This window comes from Mycobacterium ahvazicum, assembly GCF_900176255.2.
GTDB lineage: Bacteria > Actinomycetota > Actinomycetes > Mycobacteriales > Mycobacteriaceae > Mycobacterium > Mycobacterium ahvazicum.
This window is the reverse complement of record NZ_FXEG02000002.1, coordinates 119554-139156: the sequence shown is the minus strand read 5'-3', so window position 1 is coordinate 139156 and position 19603 is coordinate 119554. Positions and strand designations below refer to the sequence as shown.

General features: G+C 68.3%; 18 protein-coding genes and 1 pseudogene. 5 read left to right on the top strand and 14 right to left on the bottom strand.

Annotated elements, in window-relative coordinates; translation table 11 throughout:
• Positions 1 to 70: 70 nt before the first annotated feature.
• Positions 71 to 1258 (bottom strand): class II fructose-bisphosphate aldolase, encoded by a 1188-nt coding sequence (gene fbaA / locus MAAFP003_RS02785; protein ID WP_279304346.1) that lies wholly within the window; start codon positions 1256 to 1258, stop codon positions 71 to 73.
• On the opposite strand from fbaA, the gene MAAFP003_RS02780 reads away from it, so the two are divergent.
• Positions 1196 to 1909 (top strand): DedA family protein, encoded by a 714-nt coding sequence (locus MAAFP003_RS02780; RefSeq protein WP_096284247.1) that lies wholly within the window; start codon positions 1196 to 1198, stop codon positions 1907 to 1909. The two genes, fbaA and MAAFP003_RS02780, sit on opposite strands and share 63 nt — an antisense overlap.
• Here MAAFP003_RS02780 and MAAFP003_RS29870 read toward each other — a convergent pair.
• Together MAAFP003_RS29870 and MAAFP003_RS02770 are read right to left on the bottom strand one after the other, a co-directional pair.
• Positions 1844 to 3190: a 3-oxoacid CoA-transferase gene (locus MAAFP003_RS29870; protein ID WP_096284245.1), complete on the bottom strand. Its 1347-nt coding sequence runs from the start codon at positions 3188 to 3190 to the stop codon at positions 1844 to 1846. The two genes, MAAFP003_RS02780 and MAAFP003_RS29870, sit on opposite strands and share 66 nt — an antisense overlap.
• A gap of 12 nt (positions 3191 to 3202) precedes the next feature.
• Positions 3203 to 4324, bottom strand: a complete 1122-nt coding sequence (locus MAAFP003_RS02770; protein WP_096284243.1) for a glycoside hydrolase family 76 protein — start codon at positions 4322 to 4324, stop codon at positions 3203 to 3205.
• A gap of 181 nt (positions 4325 to 4505) precedes the next feature.
• Here MAAFP003_RS02770 and MAAFP003_RS02765 point away from each other — a divergent pair, with 181 nt between their 5' ends.
• Both MAAFP003_RS02765 and eutC read left to right on the top strand, forming a co-directional pair.
• Positions 4506 to 5912 carry an ethanolamine ammonia-lyase subunit EutB gene (locus tag MAAFP003_RS02765; RefSeq protein ID WP_096284241.1) on the top strand — a complete coding sequence of 469 codons (1407 nt, stop codon included), beginning with the start codon at positions 4506 to 4508 and terminating at the stop codon, positions 5910 to 5912.
• Positions 5912 to 6652, top strand: coding sequence for an ethanolamine ammonia-lyase subunit EutC (gene eutC / locus MAAFP003_RS02760; RefSeq protein WP_096284239.1), 741 nt, complete (start codon positions 5912 to 5914; stop codon positions 6650 to 6652). Before MAAFP003_RS02765 ends, eutC begins: the two co-directional genes overlap by 1 nt.
• On the opposite strand, the gene MAAFP003_RS02755 is transcribed toward eutC, so the two are convergent.
• Positions 6623 to 7195: a TetR/AcrR family transcriptional regulator gene (locus MAAFP003_RS02755; RefSeq protein WP_096284237.1), complete on the bottom strand. Its 573-nt coding sequence runs from the start codon at positions 7193 to 7195 to the stop codon at positions 6623 to 6625. The two genes, eutC and MAAFP003_RS02755, sit on opposite strands and share 30 nt — an antisense overlap.
• Positions 7196 to 7280: 85 nt before the next feature.
• Between MAAFP003_RS02755 and MAAFP003_RS02750 the strand changes: the two genes are divergently transcribed.
• Positions 7281 to 8162, top strand: a complete 882-nt coding sequence (locus MAAFP003_RS02750) for an SDR family oxidoreductase (protein WP_096284235.1) — start codon at positions 7281 to 7283, stop codon at positions 8160 to 8162.
• 13 nt (positions 8163 to 8175) lie between these two features.
• Here the strand turns inward: MAAFP003_RS02750 and MAAFP003_RS02745 are convergent, their stop codons facing one another.
• From MAAFP003_RS02745 to MAAFP003_RS02710, 8 genes and pseudogenes are all read right to left on the bottom strand, one after another.
• Positions 8176 to 9366, bottom strand: coding sequence for a vWA domain-containing protein (locus MAAFP003_RS02745; protein WP_096284233.1), 1191 nt, complete (start codon positions 9364 to 9366; stop codon positions 8176 to 8178).
• 6 nt (positions 9367 to 9372) lie between these two features.
• On the bottom strand, positions 9373 to 10065 hold the full coding sequence (locus MAAFP003_RS02740) for an SRPBCC family protein (RefSeq protein ID WP_096284231.1): 693 nt from the start codon (positions 10063 to 10065) through the stop codon (positions 9373 to 9375).
• Positions 10066 to 10078: 13 nt separating this feature from the next.
• Entirely contained in the window at positions 10079 to 10957 is an 879-nt protein-coding gene (locus MAAFP003_RS02735; protein WP_096284229.1) for an AAA family ATPase, read from the bottom strand.
• A 176-nt stretch (positions 10958 to 11133) separates the two neighbouring features.
• Positions 11134 to 11832: pseudogene (locus tag MAAFP003_RS02730) on the bottom strand (XdhC family protein); the annotation flags it as partial.
• 61 nt (positions 11833 to 11893) lie between these two features.
• Positions 11894 to 14302 (bottom strand): aerobic carbon-monoxide dehydrogenase large subunit, encoded by a 2409-nt coding sequence (locus tag MAAFP003_RS02725; RefSeq protein ID WP_096284224.1) that lies wholly within the window; start codon positions 14300 to 14302, stop codon positions 11894 to 11896.
• Positions 14299 to 14787: a (2Fe-2S)-binding protein gene (locus tag MAAFP003_RS02720; protein ID WP_096284222.1), complete on the bottom strand. Its 489-nt coding sequence runs from the start codon at positions 14785 to 14787 to the stop codon at positions 14299 to 14301. The genes MAAFP003_RS02725 and MAAFP003_RS02720 overlap by 4 nt, the downstream gene beginning before the upstream one ends.
• Before the next feature lie 59 nt (positions 14788 to 14846).
• Entirely contained in the window at positions 14847 to 15725 is an 879-nt protein-coding gene (locus MAAFP003_RS02715; RefSeq protein ID WP_096284220.1) for an FAD binding domain-containing protein, read from the bottom strand.
• Between the two features lie 66 nt (positions 15726 to 15791).
• Positions 15792 to 16961, bottom strand: coding sequence for an XdhC family protein (locus MAAFP003_RS02710; protein WP_207768444.1), 1170 nt, complete (start codon positions 16959 to 16961; stop codon positions 15792 to 15794).
• A gap of 24 nt (positions 16962 to 16985) precedes the next feature.
• Here MAAFP003_RS02710 and MAAFP003_RS02705 point away from each other — a divergent pair, with 24 nt between their 5' ends.
• On the top strand, positions 16986 to 17951 hold the full coding sequence (locus MAAFP003_RS02705; RefSeq protein WP_096284218.1) for a LysR family transcriptional regulator: 966 nt from the start codon (positions 16986 to 16988) through the stop codon (positions 17949 to 17951).
• Between the two features lie 82 nt (positions 17952 to 18033).
• On the opposite strand, the gene MAAFP003_RS02700 is transcribed toward MAAFP003_RS02705, so the two are convergent.
• Both MAAFP003_RS02700 and MAAFP003_RS02695 read right to left on the bottom strand, forming a co-directional pair.
• Positions 18034 to 18687 (bottom strand): TrmH family RNA methyltransferase, encoded by a 654-nt coding sequence (locus MAAFP003_RS02700; protein ID WP_096284216.1) that lies wholly within the window; start codon positions 18685 to 18687, stop codon positions 18034 to 18036.
• Between the two features lie 7 nt (positions 18688 to 18694).
• Positions 18695 to 19594, bottom strand: a complete 900-nt coding sequence (locus MAAFP003_RS02695; protein WP_096284214.1) for a hypothetical protein — start codon at positions 19592 to 19594, stop codon at positions 18695 to 18697.
• Between the last annotated feature and the right edge of the window lie 9 nt (positions 19595 to 19603).

Sequence of the window (19603 nt, the reverse complement as noted above, 5' to 3'; positions counted from 1 at the left end):
GCCGAGCGCCCGGCCAGCCGCCCGTTCGGCGTCGAGCGCCCGGCCAGCCGGGCACCTGGCCCGACATCGACTAGGCGCTGACTGACTTTCCGGAGCAGTGCAGGTCGTTGCAGGCCTCGATCACGCGCTCGGTCATCGACGCTTCGGCCTTCTTGAGGTAGCTGCGCGGGTCGTAGACCTTCTTGTTGCCGACCTCGCCGTCGACCTTGAGCACACCGTCGTAGTTGGTGAACATGTGGCCGGCCAGCGGGCGGGTGAACGCGTACTGGGTGTCGGTGTCGACGTTCATCTTCACCACGCCGTAGCGCAGCGCCTCCTCGATCTCCGACTTCAGCGAGCCCGAACCGCCGTGGAAGACGAAGTCGAACGGCTTGGACCCCTCGGGCAGGCCGAGCTTGGCCGACGCGACCTTCTGGCCCTGATCCAGGATGTCGGGGCGCAGTTTGACGTTGCCGGGCTTGTAGACGCCGTGCACGTTGCCGAACGTCGCGGCCAGCAGATACTTGCCATGCTCCCCGGTGCCCAGCGCCTCGACGGTCTTCTCGAAGTCCTCCGGGGTGGTGTACAGCTTGTCGTTGATCTCGTGGGCGACGCCGTCTTCCTCGCCGCCGACCACGCCGATCTCGATCTCCAGGATGATCTTGGCGGCAGCCGACGCCTTGAGCAGCTCCTGCGCGATCACGAGGTTCTCGTCGATCGGCACCGCCGAGCCGTCCCACATGTGCGACTGGAACAGCGGATTCTTGCCGGCCGCCACGCGCTTGGCCGAGATGTCCAGCAGCGGGCGCACGTAAGTGTCCAGCTTGTCCTTCGGGCAGTGGTCGGTGTGTAGCGCGACGTTGATCGGGTACTTGGACGCGATGTGGTGGGTGAACTTGGCCAGCGCGACCGCACCGGTGACCATGTCCTTGACGCCGAGTCCGGAGGCGAACTCCGCACCGCCCGTGGAGAACTGGATGATGCCGTCGCTGCCGGCGTCGGCGAAGCCCTTGATGGCGGCGTTGACGGTTTCCGACGAGGTGCAGTTGATGGCCGGGAATGCGTACGCGTTCTCCTTGGCGCGTCCCAGCATCTCGGCGTAGACCTCGGGGGTTGCGATGGGCATGAAATTCCTCCTGAAGACTTCAGTTGTCCCAGTATCGCAACCCGACGTTGACGGCGGGCACCCACCTCGGGGCCGGTATGTTGAGGCACCATGAGCACCGCCGTCGTGGCCCTGCCCGACATCATCGATCCGATGTTCTGGATCGGGCCCCAAGGCCTGTTCGCCTCCGCGGTGTTGCCGACCATCTTGGTCATCGTCTTCGTCGAGACCGGATTGCTGTTTCCGCTACTTCCGGGCGAATCGCTGCTGTTCACCGGCGGTCTGCTGGCCGCGCACGGAACGCTGAACATCTGGGTGCTGGCGCCGGCGGTCGCCGTGGTGGCGGTGCTGGGCGACCAGACCGGATACTTCATCGGCCGCCGCATCGGGCCGGCGCTGTTCAAGAAGGAAGATTCCCGGTTCTTCAAGCAGCATTACGTGACCGACTCGCACGCCTTCTTCGAGAAGTACGGACCCGCGGCCATCATCCTGGCCCGCTTCATGCCGTTCATCCGGACGTTCACGCCGGTGGTGGCCGGGGTGTCCTACATGCGCTATCCGGTGTACCTGGCGTTCGACATCGTCGGCGGGGTGCTGTGGGGCGGCGGCGTGACGGTGGCCGGCTACTTCCTGGGCAACGTGCCGTTCGTGCACCACAACCTGGAAAAGATCATCCTGGTCATCCTGTTCGTCTCGATGCTGCCGGCATTCATCGCTGCCACGCGCGGCTACCTGGCACGACGACGTGCCAAAGCGGGTTCAGGCGACGGCGAAATCGCAACCGGTCTTGGCACGGACGTCGTCGACCGTCACCCCGGGATGTAGTTCGGTCAGCGTGAGCCCGCGTTCCGGGTCGACGTCGAACACGCACAGGTCGGTGATGATCATGTCCACCACGCCCTTCCCGGTCAGCGGCAGCGTGCATTGCTTGAGGATCTTCGGGCTGCCGTCCTTGGCGGTGTGATCCATCACGACGATCACCCGCTTGACCCCGGACACCAGGTCCATCGCACCGCCCGGGCCCTTGACCATCTTGCCGGGCACCATCCAGTTGGCCAGGTCGCCGTTCTCGGCCACCTCCAGGCCGCCGAGGATGGACAGGTCGATGTGCCCGCCGCGGATCATCGCGAACGAGTCGGCGCTGCTGAAGAAGCTGGAGCCGCTGATCGTGGTGATGGTCTGTTTCCCGGCGTTGATCAAGTCGGGATCCACCTCGTCGTCGGCCGGATAGGCCCCGATGCCGAGCAGACCGTTCTCGGACTGCAACGTCACGTTGATGCCGTCGGGGATGTAGTTGGCGACCAGCGTCGGGATGCCGATGCCCAGGTTCACGTAGTAGCCGTCGCGCAGTTCCTTTGCGGCGCGCTTGGCCATGGTCTCGCGGATGGGGCTCTCGTGCTTGGCCGCGGCGGCGCCGCTGGTGGTGCGGAATTCGATCCGCTTCTCGTAGCTGGGGCCCGCGATGATGCGGTCGACGTAGATGCCGGGGGTGTGGATCTGATCGGGATCCAGCTCGCCGACCTCGACCAGTTCCTCGACCTCGGCAACCGTCACCTTGCCGCAGGTGGCGATCATCGGGTTGAAGTTGCGCGCCGTCTTCCGATAGATCAGGTTGCCGGCGGTATCACCCTTCCACGCCTTGACGATCGCGACGTCGGCCTGGATGCCTTCCTCCAGGACGTATTCGGTGCCGTCGAAGACGCGCATGTCCTTGCCTTCGGCGAGTTGGGTGCCGAACGCGGTGCGGGTGTAGAAACCCGGAATCCCCGCGCCGCCGGCCCGTAACTTCTCGGCCAGGGTGCCCTGCGGGGTGAGCGACAGGTCTAGCTCACCGGCCAGCACCTGGCGCTCGAATTCCTTGTTTTCTCCTACGTAGGAGGCAATAACTTTCTTGACCTGACGCCCCTTGAGCAACAGACCCATGCCGAAATCGTCGACGCCGGCGTTGTTTCCGACGATCGTCAGCTCTTTGACGCCGCTGTCCACCAGCGCCAGGATCAGATTCTCCGGGATACCGCACAAGCCGAATCCGCCTGCGGCAATGGTGATTCCGTCCTTCAGCAGGTCCCGCAGCGCCGCCTCGGCATCGGGGTGGACTTTACTCACGGATCGCTCCTTCTAATGCGACGATTCGGCCGTGACGTTACATGCGGCCTCCATCAGCATCCACCCCGACAGCTGCACCGAAAGGTCGCGCTCCGGAGTCTCGGAGGCGTTCACCGCACCCTCGACGAATTGCGCCTGGGCGCCCGCGGTCGTCGGCAATGTCGCGTCGCGGTCCCAGAACGCGCCGAACAGCGGCAGCCCGTCCACCGTTTGCCGGTAATCCCAGGCCGATTTCGCGCTCGACAGCACGATGGTGCGCGCGGTGTCGCGGGCCACCGCGTCGTCGGCGGAGTCACCCGGCAGTGCGGTGGCGACCAGCGCGAGATAGCGAGCGGTAATGCCGGCGAACAGCCCGCCGTCGCCGCCACCGGACCCCTTCAGCACGCCCGACGGCGCCATGTGTTCGTTGACGGCGGCCACCAGGCGGTGCACCCGCGCCGCGTGCCGGCCCCGGGCCTCGGCGCCGGTGCGGTTCGCCAGCTCGGTCTCCAGACCGAGCACCACACCCTGGCAGTAGGTGTACTGCGCGCGCACCAGCGAGCCCGCCTTGATGCCGTCGAACACCAGATGGGTCTCGGGGTCGATCAGCGTTTGGTCGATCCAGTCGGCCATCTGCGCGGCACGTTTCAGGTGCTCGCCGTACCGGGCCAGAAAGATCCCCGCCGGCCCGTTGCCGGGGGCATTGAAGAACTGATCCTGCTTACGCCACGGGATGCCGCCGCCGTCCTCGGGCACCCACGCCTTCATGAACTGGTCGGCGAGTTTCGGCAGCGCGCGGCCACGCTCGACGCCGGCGATCCGGGCGGCGCGTTCCAGCGCGATCGCCAGCCACGCCATGTCGTCGTAATAGTTGTTGGTCCAGCGAAAGTTGTTGCGCAGCCGGTGCGAGCGAACCTGCCGGTTGATCTCGGTGCGCCGGTGCGGCTGTGGGTCACGCAGCTCCGCGTCGACCAGGCAATCCAGCAGATGCGCCTGCCACCAGTAATGCCAGGTGCCGAACAGCCGAGCCTGCCGCGTCGCGGGCCACGCCACCACTCCCAGCTGCGTTCCCGGTAACCCCCACAACCGTTTCAGGTGGCGCTGCGTAACAGCGGCTTCGGAGCTGGCAGCCCGGTTGGCCCATAGCTGGTCCATACCTACCGATCCTGCCTCATGGCGCCAGAGCCGGCGTGGGCGTCTAGGGCCTTGAGTGTGTATCCAGGGCTTCGAGCGTGCGCCCACGGTGGCGGCGCGGCGTGTCGCCGCCCACACTCGAGGCCGAGGCCGCACGGCGGAGTTGACCTGCTGCTGAACCGAAGGTGTCTTACTGTTGAATATGCGCTACCGGCAGACCATCTCGGGGACCACGTACTCCTTCGCGGGGCTGGTCGACGTGCTGGCGAAGGCGACGCCGCTGCGCTCCGGTGATCAGCTGGCCGGGTGCGCCGCCGATTCCGACGCCGAACGGGCCGCGGCGGCGTGGGTGCTGGCAGACATACCGCTGGCGACGTTTCTGCACGACGCGGTCGTGCCGTACGAGACCGACGAGGTCACCCGGCTCATCATCGACAGTCACGATCGCGAGGCGTTCGGCCCGATCGCGCATCTGACCGTCGGCGGCTTCCGCGACTGGCTGCTGGAAGCGGCGTCGCGCGACGACAGTGCCGCGCGGATCGCCGCCGTCTCCGCCGGGCTCACTCCCGAGATGGTGGCCGCGGTGTCGAAGATCATGCGCAACCAGGACTTGATCCTGGTGGCCGCCGCCGCGACGGCGACCGCCGCCTTTCGGACCACGATCGGACTGCCCGGCACGCTGGCCACCCGGCTGCAGCCGAACCACCCCACCGACGACCCGCGTGGGATCGCCGCGGCGCTGCTCGACGGCCTGCTGATGGGCTGCGGCGACGCGGTGATCGGCGTCAACCCCGCGACCGACTCGCCGCGCGCGGCGTCGGACCTGCTGCACCTGCTTGACGACATTCGCCAGCGATTCGCCATCCCCGTGCAGTCGTGCGTGCTGTGCCACGTGACGACCACGATGGAGCTGATCGAACAGGGCGCGCCCGTCGACCTGGTCTTCCAGTCGATCGCCGGGACCGAGGGCGCCAACGCCAGCTTCGGCACCTCGATCGCGATGTTGACCGAGGCCAACGAGGCGGCCCGGTCGCTGCGCCGCGGCACCGTCGGCGACAACGTCATGTACCTGGAGACGGGACAGGGTTCGGCGCTGTCAGCCGGGGCGCATCTCGGGGTCGGCGGCAAGCCGGTCGATCAGCAGACGCTCGAGGCACGCTCCTACGCGGTGGCCCGGGCGCTGCAGCCGCTGTTGATCGACACCGTGGTCGGCTTCATCGGGCCCGAATACCTGTACGACGGAAAACAAATCATCCGCGCCGGGCTGGAAGACAACTTCTGCGGAAAGCTGCTCGGCCTGCCGATGGGCGTCGACGTCTGCTACACCAACCACACCGAGGCCGATCAGGACGACATGGACACGCTGCTGACGCTGCTCGGTGCGGCGGGCACCGCATTCGTGATCGCCGTTCCCGGTGCCGACGACATCATGCTCGGCTATCAGAGCCTGTCTTTTCACGACGCGCTCTACGTCCGAAAAGCGTTGGGGCTGCGGCCCGCACCCGAATTCGAAGCGTGGCTGGCCAGCCTGGGCATGGTCGACGCCGGCGGCCGGGTTCTTCCCGTCGACCTCGCGACGTCGCCGCTGCGCGCCCTGGCGGCCGGCTGATGAGCGACCTCTGGGCGCCGCTGCGGGCCAGCACGCAGGCGCGCATCGGGCTCGGGCGGGCCGGAAACTCGCTACCCACCCGGCGGGTGCTGGAGTTCCAGGCCGCGCACGCCGCGGCGCGCGACGCCGTCAACGAACCTCCCGACATCGACGACCTGACCGAGCAGCTGCACGGCATCGGCGTCTGCCAGCCGCTGCGGGTGCGCAGCCAAGCGACCTCACGCGGTGAGTACCTGCGCCGGCCCGATCTCGGTCGACTCCCCGCGGATCTGTCTGTCCTGCCAAAAGCCAAGGCGGACATCGGTTTTGTGCTCGCCGACGGGTTGTCGCCGCGCGCCCTGACCGACCACGCCGCGAGCATGGTCGATGCTTTGGTCCGCGCATTCGACGGCCGCTATCGCATCGCGCCGCCGGTGATCGCCACCCAGGCGCGTGTCGCACTCGGTGACCACATCGGCCACGCATTAGGCGTCACAACGGTTTTAGTGCTGATCGGCGAACGCCCCGGGCTCTCGGTCGCCGACAGCCTGGGCATCTACCTGACGCACCGACCGCAACCGGGACTCACCGACGCGGAACGCAACTGCATCTCGAACATCCATCCGCCCGACGGCCTCGACTACCGCACCGCCGCGGCCGTCGCCGCCGCGTTGGTCGCCGGGGCGCGAACGCTGGGCCGATCCGGCATCGCACTGAAAGACCGGTTCAGCTCAGCTGAGATCGGTTGCGGCGGTGTGTAGTTCGTTTAGCTCTTCGCACGCCATGGCACCGAGGTCGAGGTCTTCGCCGGGTTCGGCCCAGCGGGCATAGGCCTTCTTGAATGCCAGGGAGCCGAGCTCGGCGGCCAACTCCGCGGTCGATTCGGAGAAGCCACGAGATTGCAGCGCCTCAGCCATCGCGAGGGCCAGCCCAATCTGCTTGAGCGCGTTACGTTCCTGAAGCTCAGCACTGGCCGCGATCGCGGCCTTGAGCCGGGGAGCCAGTTCCTTGTTGAACGACGTGAACGCCGCCGCCGCCGACTTCAAGCCGCAGCACACCACGGTCAGCGGTGTCGCGTCGGCAGGCGCCGCGGCAATGCCCTCGCGCAGCAGTTGAGCGATGGCGTCCTGGCCGGCTGCCAGCACATCACGCTTGTCGGGGAAGTGCCGAAAGAACGTGCTCTTCGTCAGGCCCGCGCGCTCGGCGATTTCCGCGACGGTCGTCTGGTCGTATCCGCGTTCGTTGAACAGGTCCAGCGCCGCCGCCACCAAGCGTTCGCGCGCATCGGGTTGCCAACGAGCCATGACCCCACCCTAGTGATGCGACTGTCGTCCCATCACTGTGTATCGTGATGGGACCATAGTCGCATCACCATGAAGGGAGCTGCTCGTGCGTGTATTCGTCACCGGCGCCAGCGGAGGAATCGGCTCGGCCGTCGTCTCAGAACTGATCGCCGCCGGTCATCACGTCGTCGGCCTGGCCCGATCCGACGCCTCGGCCGCAACCATCAGCGCACTCGGCGCCGAGCCGCTGCGCGGGGACATCACCGACCTCGCCGTCTTGCAGCAGGCGGCCCGCGACACCGACGGCGTTGTCTATTTGGCGTTCTCGCACGACTTCACCGCCGCCGGGGACGCGGTCGGCGACGAAGCCCGCGCGACCGCCGCGTTGGGCGAGGCGCTGATCGGCACCGATAAGCCGCTGGTGCTCGCGAGCGGAACCCCGGCGGTGCCCGGGCGGGTGAGCACCGAAGAAGACCCGTTCAACGCCGGGGGCCCGGTGGCCGGACGCGGCCGTACCGGCCAGGCCGTCATCGATCTCGCGCAACGCGGGGTCCGATCCGCTGTCGTGCGGTTGCCGCGGTCGGTGCACGATGCCGGCGGGCGCTATGGCTTTTCCAGCCTGCTGATCCAGGCCGCCCGCCACACCGGCGTATCGGCCTACGTCGGCGATGGCACCCAACGCTGGCCCGCAGTGCATCGCGACGATGCCGCGGCGTTGTTCCGGCTTGCCCTCGAAGAAGCACCGCCCGGCTCAGTGCTGCACGCAGTGGGCGACGAAGGCGACCCGATGCGGGCGATCGCCGAAGTGATCGGCCGCCGGCTCGGCGTGCCCGTCGAATCCGCCCCGGCTGAGAACTTCGGTCCGCTGGGCGCGATGTTCGGCGTCGACCAGCCGTCGTCGAGCGCCCTGACGCAACAGCGGTTCGCCTGGAAGCCAACACATCCGAGCCTGCTCGAAGACTTGGAAGTCGGCGACTATCCCGAGTAATGACGGGCTGGCCTCAACCCGCCAGCGCCCGCAGTAGGTCGCGCAGCCCGGTCAGCGAGTTCGCGGGCAGGAACAAATCGCAGTACGGCAGGGCGGCCGCCATCGACCCGGCGAGCGGCTGGAATTCCCGCTGTGCCGCGCGAGGATTGAGCCAGACCAGCAGTTCGGCGCGGCGTCGTAGCCGTGCCATCGCGTGCTCCAGCGCGTCGGGCGGGTCGCTGTCCCAGCCGTCGGAGGCGATGATCACCACCGCGCCGCGCAGCGCGTTGCCGTGTGGCAGCGCGAGCAGGCCGGCCACACTGCGGCCGATGAACGTGCCACCGTAACGGTCAACGACCTTGGCGTTGGCCCGCTGCAGCGCCACCTCGGCCGATCGGTGCGACAGCACCGAGGTGAGCCGGGTCAGCGACGTCGAGAACGCGAACACCTCGGGCCGAGTTCCCTGCTGGCGCAACACTGCTCGCATCAAATGCAGATACACCGCGGCGTACGGCTGCATCGAGCGGCTGACGTCGCAGAGCAGGACGACTCGCCGCGGCCGGCGGCGCGGCCGGGTTCGCGCCAGCACCATCGATTCCCAGCCGGTCGACCGCGACGCGTTCATGGTGGCCCGCAGGTCGATCCGCTTGCCGGCCGGGCTGGGCTCTGACCGCAGGCTGCGGCGGCGCGGCCAGCGCGCGACCGTCTCTTCCAGCCACATGCCAAGCAGGCGAAGATCTTCGGGATCGAAGCGGTCGAACGACTCGTCGGCCAGGGCCGCGATCCGGCCGGGTAGCAGGTCGGGCAGCAGCAGGCTCGCACTTGCCGAGTCGTGCGCGGCGGCGCTGCCCCGCGTCACCCAGGGCAACTTTTCGGTCGACCCGGACCCGCTGCCGCCCGGTCGCACCGTGCCGGCGGCCGGCGTCTTGCGCCCCGGCAACGGCAGCGGCGAATCGGGGCCGCCGGTGCCGTCGAGTTCGACCGCTCCGAACACCGCCGCGAAGACCTCGTCGAAGGCGCCCAGATCCTCCATCCGGTTGACCAGCGTCAGCCGGGCCGCCCAGTACAACGCGGAGGTGTTATCCGGGGCCAGCTTTCGCAACGCCTGCACAAAACTCGCCGGACCGCTGGCGGAAACGGACACCCCGGCACCGCGCAGCCGGGCGACCAGCGCCGTGGCGAGGGCCGCCCGGTCGACGCCCCGCAGCAGCAAGGGGGTGTCCACGAGTCGCTAACGCCGCCGCAGCAGCACCCAGATGAGCACCAGCGCCGCGAGCGCTGCCAGCGCCGGGACGGCGTACTTCTTGAGCTGGTCGCCACCGGCCAGCTGCAACAGATCGATCGGCTCGGGCTCGGTGACGGGCGCCTGCCGCGTTCCCGGGACGGGATTGGCCGGCCAGGCCGGAATCGACTCCTGCGACGTCGGCTCGGCTGTTGCCGCGGCGCCGTTGGTCTCGGCCGTCGCCACGGCGCCGGTCTTCTCGGCGGCCAACTTGGCTTCCAGCGATTCCACGAATTGGCCCAGCAGTTTCTCCGACACTTGCTGCAGCATGCCGCTGCCGAATTGGGCCAGCTTGCCGACGATCTTCAGGTCGGTGTCGACGGTGACGCTGGTCGTCTCGCCGTCGGCCTGCAGCTGCGCGGTGACGGTGGCGGCCGCGTTGCCGGTGCCGCGGGCTTCTTTGCCCTTGCCGTCGATGACCGCGCGGTACTGCTCGCGGTCCTGTTCGACGAAGCGCACCTTGCCGCTGAATTCACTGGTGACCGGCCCGACCTTGACCTTGACTTTGCCCAGGTAGTCCTCACCCTCATGGCCGGTCAGCTGGGCGCCGGGCATCAGCGGGATCACCTGTTCCAGGTCGCACAGCACATCCCAGGCCCGGTCGATGGGCGCGCTGACGGTGAACTGGTTGGCGATCTTCATGCTGCGGGTCCTCTCAGGTGCGGCTGTATTCGGTAAAGGCGTGGTACGCGTCGCGAATCAGCGTACGGTCGTCGGGTGTCTTGGCCAGCGCCCCCAGGCTCATGACGGCGGAATCGTCGACGAGGTCCGCGACGCCCAGCGACACCAGGGCAGCGACCCAGTCGATGGTCTCGGCCACCCCGGGCGGCTTGTCCAAGTCGAGATCGCGCGTGCTGCCGACGAACTGGGTGGCCCGTTCGATCAATGGCGCGGCCGCGCCGGGCACCGTGCGCCGCACGATCGCGGCGGCCCGGGCCGGTTCCGGGTAGTCGATCCAGTGGTACAGGCAGCGCCGGCGCAGCGCGTCGTGCAGGTCGCGGCTGCGGTTGGAGGTCAGCACCGCGATCGGCGGGCGCTCGGCGACAAAGGTCCCCAGCTCGGGGACGGTCACCGCGGACTCGCCGAGGAACTCAAGCAGCAGCGCCTCGAATTCGTCGTCGGCCCGGTCGATTTCGTCGATCAGCAGCACCGGAGGCGTCGGCCCGCCGTGGCGCACGCACTGCAGGATGGGCCGGTCCACCAGATAGGTCTCGGTGTAGAGGTCGGCCTCCTCGATGCCGGTACCACGGGCCTCGGCCAGCCGGATGGACAACAGCTGGCGTTGGTAGTTCCAGTCGTAGAGCGCCTCGTGCGCGGTCAGGCCTTCGTAGCATTGCAGCCGCACCATCGGGGTGTTCAGCACCGCCGCAAGGGTTTTCGCGGCCGTGGTCTTGCCGACGCCCGGCTCACCCTCGAGCAGCAGCGGCCGGCCGAGAGTGATCGCCAAATAGATCGCTGACGCGGTGCCGGTGTCGAGCAGATAGTCCTCGGCATCGAACTGGCGCACCACGTCCTCGGGGCTGTCGAACGTCACTGGGCATCCTTGTCGGCGGCGAACGCCGATCGGCAGCCCGGGCAGCAGAACCAGTAGTCGGCGCCCTCCAGCTCCAGGTGTTCGGTACCGGGGCCGGTCGGCACCGTCATGCCGCATACCGGATCGACGGCCTCGGCCGGTGCGCTGGTCGCAGGGAAGCTCAGCCGGGCGAGGCTGCCGTCGCGCACGGCGGCGATCAGTTCGGCCGCGATCGACACCGCGATCTCCGCGGGGGTCTTGGCGCCGATCCGCAGTCCGACCGGGGTATGGATGCGGGCCCGCTGCGCCTCGGAGAGTTCGAGATCGTTGAGGATCGACTCGCCGCGGACCTTGCTGGCCACCAGGCCGATATAGCCGACTCCGTTATCCAGTGCGGCACGGATGATTTCGGCTTCCGGTCCGCCGTGGCTGGCGACCACCACCGCGGTGGTGTCGGACAGATCGGTGTCACGGCGCGCGTCGTAGCCGAGCACCTCGCACACGTCGATCAGTGCGTCGGCGATCGGGGTGGCGCCGTAGATCCGGATCAGCGGAGCCGGCAGCTGCGGCGTCAGGAAAATCTCCAGCGACCCGCCCGACAGGCAAGGGTTGACCACCACGCAGGCGCCGGCGGCCTCGGGAAAATGCACGTCGCCGTCGGGAAGCACGCGCAGCAGCACGCTCTCGCCCGCCTGCAACACACCCAGCGCCGCCTTGCGCACCGAATTCTGCGCGCACTGCCCGCCGACGAACCCCTCAATTGTCCCGTCCGCCAACAGGATTGCCTCGTCGCCCGGATACGCCGACGTGGGCGGCTGGGCACGCACCACCGTGGCATGCACGAACGGTGTCCGCGCCGCCAACAATTCCTGAGCCCGCTGGCTGATCGTTGTCATGGCTGGATTGCGCCGCTCCTCCTCATCGCTCGTCCCTCGGTCTGCGTCGTCGCCGGCGCGGCTAGATGGGTGGTTTGGCGCGACCCTGCATGGCCTCCCAGACCCGCGACGGTGTCAGCGGCATGTCAGCGTGGCGAACTCCGAACGGCGCCAACGCATCCACCACCGCGTTGACCACCGCGGGTGGTGAACCGACCGTCGCCGATTCGCCGATGCCCTTTGCGCCGATCGGATGATGCGGCGACGGCGTCACGGTGTGCCCGGTCTCCAGATGCGGCACCTCGACCGCGGTCGGGATCAAGTAGTCCATCAGCGATCCACCCAGGCAGTTGCCTTCCTCGTCGAAGGCGATCATCTCCATCAGGGCCATCCCGATACCGTCGACGATGCCGCCGTGGACCTGACCCTCGATGATCATCGGGTTGATCTGGGTGCCGCAGTCGTCGACGGCGAGGAAGCGCCGCACCTTGACCACCGCGGTGCCCGGATCGATATCCACCACACAGAAATAGGCGCCGTAAGGGTAGGTCAAGTTCTCCGGGTTGTAGCAGATCTGCGCGTCCAGCCCACCCTCGATGCCCTCGGGCAAGTCGCCGGCGCCGTGTGCGCGCATCGCGATGTCCTGAATGGTGACCGCTGCCGACGGGTCGCCCTTGACGTGGAATTTGCCTTTCTCCCAATCTAAGTCGGCGACCGACACCTCGAGCATGCCCGACGCGATGATCTTCGCCTTGTCGCGGACCTTGCGGGCCACCAACGCGGCGGCCGCCCCGGACACCGGCGTGGAGCGGCTGCCGTAGGTGCCCAGCCCGAACGGCGTCTGGTCGGTGTCACCGTGCACCACGTCGATGTCGTCCGGCGGAATTCCCAGCTCCTCGGCGACGATCTGGGCGAACGTCGTCTCGTGGCCCTGGCCCTGCGTCTGCACCGAAAGCCGCACCACCGCTTTGCCGGTGGGGTGCACTCGCAGCTCGCAACCGTCGGCCATGCCGAGGCCGAGGATGTCCATATCTTTGCGCGGGCCGGCGCCGACGGCCTCGGTGAAGAAGGACATGCCGATGCCCATCAGCTCGCCGCGCTCCCGCTTGACCTTCTGCTCGGCCCGCAGTGCGTCATAGCCGATCATGTCCATGGCCTTGCGCATCGTGGTCTCGTAGTCGCCGGAGTCGTACACCCAGCCGGTCTTGCTCCGGTACGGGAACTGTTCGGGCCGCAGCAGGTTTCGCAGCCGCAGCTCGGCCGGGTCCATCTTCAGGTCGAACGCCAGGCAATCCACCAGCCGCTCAACGAAGTACACCGCCTCGGTGATCCGGAACGAACACGCGTAGGCGACGCCGCCGGGCGCCTTGTTGGTGTACACCGCGGTCATGTGGCAGTAGGCGGCTTCAATGTCGTAGCTGCCGGTGAACACCCCGAAAAAGCCCGCCGGGTACTTCACCGGGGCCGCCGTGCCGTTGAAGGCACCGTGGTCGGCCAGCACGGTGGAGCGGATCGCCAGGATCTTGCCCTCGTTGGTGGCCGCGATCTCGCCGACCATGATGTAGTCGCGCGCGAAGCCCGTCGAGGTGAGGTTCTCGCTGCGGTCCTCCATCCATTTGACCGGCTTGCCCAGCAGCAGCGAGCCGACGATCGCGCACACGTAGCCGGGATAGATCGGCACCTTGTTGCCGAATCCGCCGCCGATGTCCGGCGAGATCACCTGGATCTTGTGCTCGGGCAGACCGGCGACCAACGCATACAGCGTGCGGTGTGCGTGCGGCGCCTGGCTGGTTGACCACAGCCGCAGCTTTCCCGTGATCGGGTCCAAATCGGCCACCGCACCACAGGTTTCCATCGGTGCCGGGTGTACCCGGGGGTAGACGATCTCCTGCTTGACCACCACGTCGGCCTTGGCGAACACGGCTTCGGTGGCGGCCGCGTCGCCCGTCTCCCAGTCGAAGCAGTGGTTGTCGGTCTTGCCTTCCAGATCGGTGCGGATCACCGCCGCGGACGGATCGAGCGCGGTGCGCACGTCGACCACGGGATCGAGCGGGTCGTACTCGACGTCGATGAGTTCCAGCGCGTCGCGTGCCGAATAACGGTCCTCGGCAACGACGAACGCCACCTCCTGACCCTGAAAGCGCACCTTGTCGGTGGCCAGCACCGCCTGCACGTCGTTGGACAGCGTCGGCATCCAGGCCAGGCCCTTCTCGGCCAGGTCGGCACCGGTGACCACCGCCTTTACCTTCGGATGTGCCTGTGCGGCAGTCACATCAATGCTGACGATGCGCGCGTGCGCGTACGGCGAGCGCAGGATCGCGAGGTGCAGCATGCCCGGCAACACGACGTCGTCGACGTAATTGCCGTGGCCCCGGATGAATCGGGGATCTTCCTTGCGCATCATCCGGCCGTAGCCGCAGGGCTTCTGGTCGTTGTCGGCCAGGTCTTCCGGTGACGGCGGGCGAGATGCCTCCCCTTTAAAGGTGGTCATGAGCCGGCCTCCACGGGAGCTGAGTGCGATGCGGCCCATTGGATGGACCGCACGATCGTGGTGTATCCGGTGCAACGGCAGATCTGCCCCGAAATCGCTTCCCGGATGGTCTCTTCGTCGGGGTCCGGGGCGCGGTCCAGCAGGGCGCGGGCGGTGATCATCATGCCCGGCGTGCAGAAGCCGCATTGCAGGCCGTGGCAGCGCATGAAGCCTTCCTGCACCGGGTCCAGCCGGCCACTGGGACCCGGGCTCGCCAGGCCCTCGACGGTGCGCACGCTGTGGCCCGAGGCCATCACGGCCAGCATCGTGCAGGATTTCACCGGCACGCCGTCGACGTCGACCACGCAGGTTCCGCAGTTGCTGGTGTCGCAGCCCCAGTGAGTCCCGGTGAGCCGCAGGTGGTCTCGCAGGAAATGCACGAGCAGCATCCGGGGCTCGACATCGGCGCTTACCTGCTCGCCGTTGACGGTCATATTCACCTGCATTGCTAATTCCTTTCTGTCGGCGACCCGCTGCACCCGGCTCGGCCGCGCTGGCGATCGCCTTAATTCCCTCCGGCACGCACTCGCTCGGCGGCGGTGCGCAAGGTGCGAGTGGTCAATTCGGCGGCCAGATGCCGCTTGTACTCGGCGGTGCCGCGCACATCGGTCACCGGGTCGCAGGCCTGCGCGGCCCGCTGTCCCGCGTCGGCGAACACCTCGTCGGTGGCCGGCCGCCCGGCCAGCCCGGCCGCGACGTCGGCCAGCGCACTGCGGTCGGCATTGACGGCGGTCAGGCCCAGCCGCGCGCCGGCGATGGCGTCACCGTCGAGGGTGAGTGCCGCGCCCGCCGCCGCGACGGCCCAATCACCAACGCGCCGTTCTACTTTCGCGTATGCGCTGGACGTATTGTGCCGCAGCGGGATTCGCACTTCGACGAGCATCTCATTGAAGGCGAGTGCGGTTTCGTACGGGCCGACGATGAAGTCGTCGATCGGTATTTCACGTTCGCCCGACGGCCCGCGGGCCAGGCACACCGCGTCCAGCGCCTCACACACGGTCGACAGATCCTCGGCCGGATCCGCCTGGCACAGCGAGCCCCCGAGGGTGCCGCGATTGCGCACCACCGGGTCGGCGATCACGCGTTCGGCGTCGCGGAAGATCGGGCAGACGGCGGCCAGCGGATCGGAATCCAGCAGCTCGCGGTGACGGGTCATGGCACCGATGCGGACCAGGGTGGGATCGGTGATCACGTACCCGAGTTCGAGCGCCAGGTCGTTGATGTCGACGAGGTATTCGGGGTTGGCGATGCGCAGCTTCATCATCGGCAGCAGGCTGTGCCCGCCGGCGACTACTCGTGCCCCCTCCCCCAACCGATCCAATAATCCGATGGCGTGGTCGACACTGGTTGCGCGTTCGTATTCGAAGGGCCCGGGCACCTGCATGTGACGCACCTCACTTGGACGGGGAACCCAAGTGTCGGCCGCTCTGACAGGGGCGTCAATAGCGAGTTAAGGGATCGTTGAAGTCGCCTCGAACTCGCCTGTGACCTGCTGCTCCGGCGCGTCGTGGTGAATCCGGCCGGCCAGTTGGGCCAGTGGCAAGCCCCCGCCGCCCCACCGTCTGGCGATGATGTCGGCCGCGATCGAGACCGCGGTCTCCTCCGGCGTTCGAGCGCCCAGGTCCAGCCCGATCGGGCTGGCGAGCCGGCTCAGCTCGGCGTCGGTCAGCCCGGCCGCCCGCAGCCGCTGCATCCGGTCGTCGTGGGTGCGCCGCGAGCCCATCGCTCCCAGGTAGCCGACCCGCGGCAGCCGCAGCGCCACCTCGAGCACAGGGACGTCGAACTTCGGATCGTGGGTGAGCACGCAGATCACGGTGCTCTCGTCGACGGCGTCCGCCTCGGCCTGGGCGGCCAGGTAGCGGTGCGGCCAGTCGACGACGACATGCTCGGCCGCCGGGAAACGGGCGCGGGTGGCGAACAGCGAACGCGCGTCGCACACCGTGACGCGGTAGCCGAGGAACGCGCCCTGCTGCGCGAGGGCGGCGGCGAAGTCGATGGCGCCGAAGACGAGCATCCGCGGCCGCGGGGCGTAGCTGGCGACGAACACCTCCATGCCCTCGCCGAGCCGTTGCCCGTCGGGCCCGTATTTGAGCACCTCGCTGCGACCCACCGCGAGCAGTCCGCGCGCGTCGTCGGCGACCGCGGCGTCGGCGCGCGCCGATCCCAGCGATCCCGCCTCCGAGTCGCGACGGATGACGAGGCGCCGGCCGATCCGCTGCGGATCGGGATGGGCGATGACGACCGCGAGCGCGACTGGGCGCTGCGCGTCGACGTCCTCGCAGAGCGTCTCCAGTTCGGGAAAGGTTGCCTGCGACACCGCCTCGACGAAGATGTCGATGACGCCGCCGCATGTCAGGCCCACCGCGAAGGCGTCGCCGTCGCTGACCCCGTAGCGCTCCAGCCGCGGTGTCCCGGTCTGCGTCACCTCCGTGGCCGCTTGGTAGACAGCGCCTTCCACGCATCCGCCCGACACCGAACCGCTCACGGACCCGTCCGGCCCGACCACCATCGAGGCTCCGGGCAGCCGCGGCGCCGAGCGGAAGGTGCGCACCACGGTTCCCACACCAGCGGTGCCACCAGCACGCCAAATCTTCATCAACTCGGCAAGCACGTCTCGCACAAATCCCAAAGTAGGCTCACAAGCATGACTCCGGCTCAACTTCGGGCCTATTCGGCGGTGGTTCGGTTGGGCTCGGTGCGAGCCGCCGCCGCGGAACTGGGCGTTTCCGACGCCGGGATCTCGATGCATGTCGCGGCGCTGCGCAAGGAACTCGACGACCCGTTGTTCACCAGAACCGGTGCGGGGCTGGCGTTCACGCCGGGCGGGCTGCGGCTGGCCAGCCGCGCGGTCGAAATCCTGGGCCTGCAGCAGCAAACCGCGATCGAGGTCACCGAGGCGGCGCACGGGCGCCGGCTGCTGCGCATCGCGGCGTCGACGGCGTTCGCCGAACACGCCGCGCCCGGCCTGATCGAGTTGTTCTCGTCGCGGGCCGACGACCTGTCGGTGGAGTTGAGTGTGCACCTGACGAGCCGTTTCCGTGAGCTGATCGCATCGCGCGCCGTCGACATCGCGATCGGTCCGGCCAGTGAGAACTCGGCGCCGCCCGACGAGTCGATCTTCCTGCGGCCCTTCCTCAAATATCAGATCATCACCGTCGTCACGCCGAATAGTCCACTGGCCGCGGGTAATCCGTCGCCGGGGCTGTTGCGTCAGCAGCAGTGGATGCTCGGGCCGTCGGCGGGCAGCGTGGACGGAGAAATCGCAAACATGCTGCGCGGCTTGGCAATTCCGGAGTCACAGCAGCGAATCTTCCAGAGCGACGCGGCGGCGCTCGAGGAGGTGCAGCGGGTCGGCGGTGTCGCGCTGACGATTGGTTTCGCGGTCGCCAAGGACCTCGCCGCGGGCAGGCTGGTGCATGTGAACGGGCCGGGCCTGGACCGGTCGGGCGAGTGGTGCGCGACGACGCTCGCGCCCACGGCGCGTCAGCCCGCGGTGTCGGAGCTGGTCCGCTTCATCACCACGCCGCGGTGCATCCAGGCGATGATTCGCGGCTCCGGTGTCGGGGTGACCAGGTTTCGCCCGAAGGTGCACGTCACGCTGTGGAGCTGACGGCGGCTCGCGTGTGCGCTGACGGCGCCCTGAGCGCACACTCGACACCCTGAGCGCACACAGGACGCGGCAGACGCGGTGATCACCACGCGCGGCTGAGGTCCCCGTGCTGGCGGATCCACGCGTGCATCGCGATCCCGGCGGCGACGCCGGCGTTGATGCTGCGGGTCGACCCGAACTGAGCGATCGACACCGTGATCGCCGCACCGAGGCGGGTGTCGTCGGTGATGCCCGGCCCCTCCTGGCCGAACACCAGCAGACATTCGCGCGGCAGTGCGACTTCCTCGAGGCGTGCGGCGCCCGGCACGTTGTCCACCGCGACGACGCTCAACCCGGCAACCGTCGCGAAATCCAGCAACTCGGCGGTGCTGTCGTGATGGCACAGCCGTTGATAGCGATCGGTCACCATGGCGCCGCGGCGATTCCAGCGGCGCCGCCCGACGATGTGCACGGTGTCGACCGCGAACGCGTTGGCGGTGCGCACCACCGAACCGATATTCGCGTCGTGGCCGAAGTTTTCGATCGCGATGTGCAGCGGGTGCCGGCGCCGGTCGATGTCGGCGATGATCGCCTCCCGGGTCCAGTACCGGTAAGCGTCGACGACGTTGCGAGTGTCGCCGTCGCGCAACAGAATTGGGTCATACCGTGGGTCGTCGGGCGGCTCGCCTGCCCAGGGCCCGACGCCGGCGGCCGGTGGAACCGCCCATTCGGTGGGCCCCGGCCCGGGCTCGCTCATCGCTCGCTCATCGCGAGGTCCACACCCCGGCGTGGGTGCCGACGATCGCGACCGTCGCATACAGCAACGCCTGGTTGATTTCGCCCTGGGTGCACAACGACGCGGAGACACGCACCGCATCCAGCGAGGCGTCGGGCAAGATCAGCACCGACGACCCGTACACGGCACAAGCGGGGTTCAGGCCGCGGCCGGGCACCGTCGGCGAGGCGAGCAGCATCATCGGGCCGCCGCGGCGGGCGGAGTCGTCGCGGGAACGGGCCGCGACCGCCTCGGCCTCGAGCCCGAGCAGCATGTAACCGGCGCCGCTGAAGGCTCCCGGATCGCCGAGTTGCGCGTTGGTCACTGGTTTACCGTCGCCGTGCCAGGCCGACAGGCTGGTGGTCTTGACGACCAGGCCGGTGTCGTTGACGTTGGTCGGCATCAGCCCCACTGGAAAAGCCGCGGGGTAGGCCGCGGAGGTGTCGGCGATCCGGTCCCGCTCCGAGTAGCTGTACACGCCGCGCACCTGGCTGCGGTCGGTCAGCGGGCCCAAACACACCGCGCCGGTCAGCCGGTCGGGGGGCGCCGACAGCGGTGTCCGGATGTCGTTCGCGGTGGCCATCGCTTTGTCGCAGCTGCCCAGCCCGGCGGCTTCCATGGGGTGGGCGAGCGCGCCGTAGAGCCCGAACCGGATGTCCTCCGGTTTGGCGTGCGGCGCCTTGGGATCGGCGGGTGAGGCGTCGACGTCGACCAACACGTAGTCGCCGTCCCAGCGCAGGTTCGACACCGACATGTTCCAGCCCAGCAGCGCCAGCGATTCACCCAGTCGCGCGCCCTGCGCTCCGTACGGCGCAACGGCGTGGCTGGAACCCGAGCAGCCTGTCAGGCAGGTGGCCGCACAGATTGCTATCGCAAGGAACCGGCGCACAGCGACGAA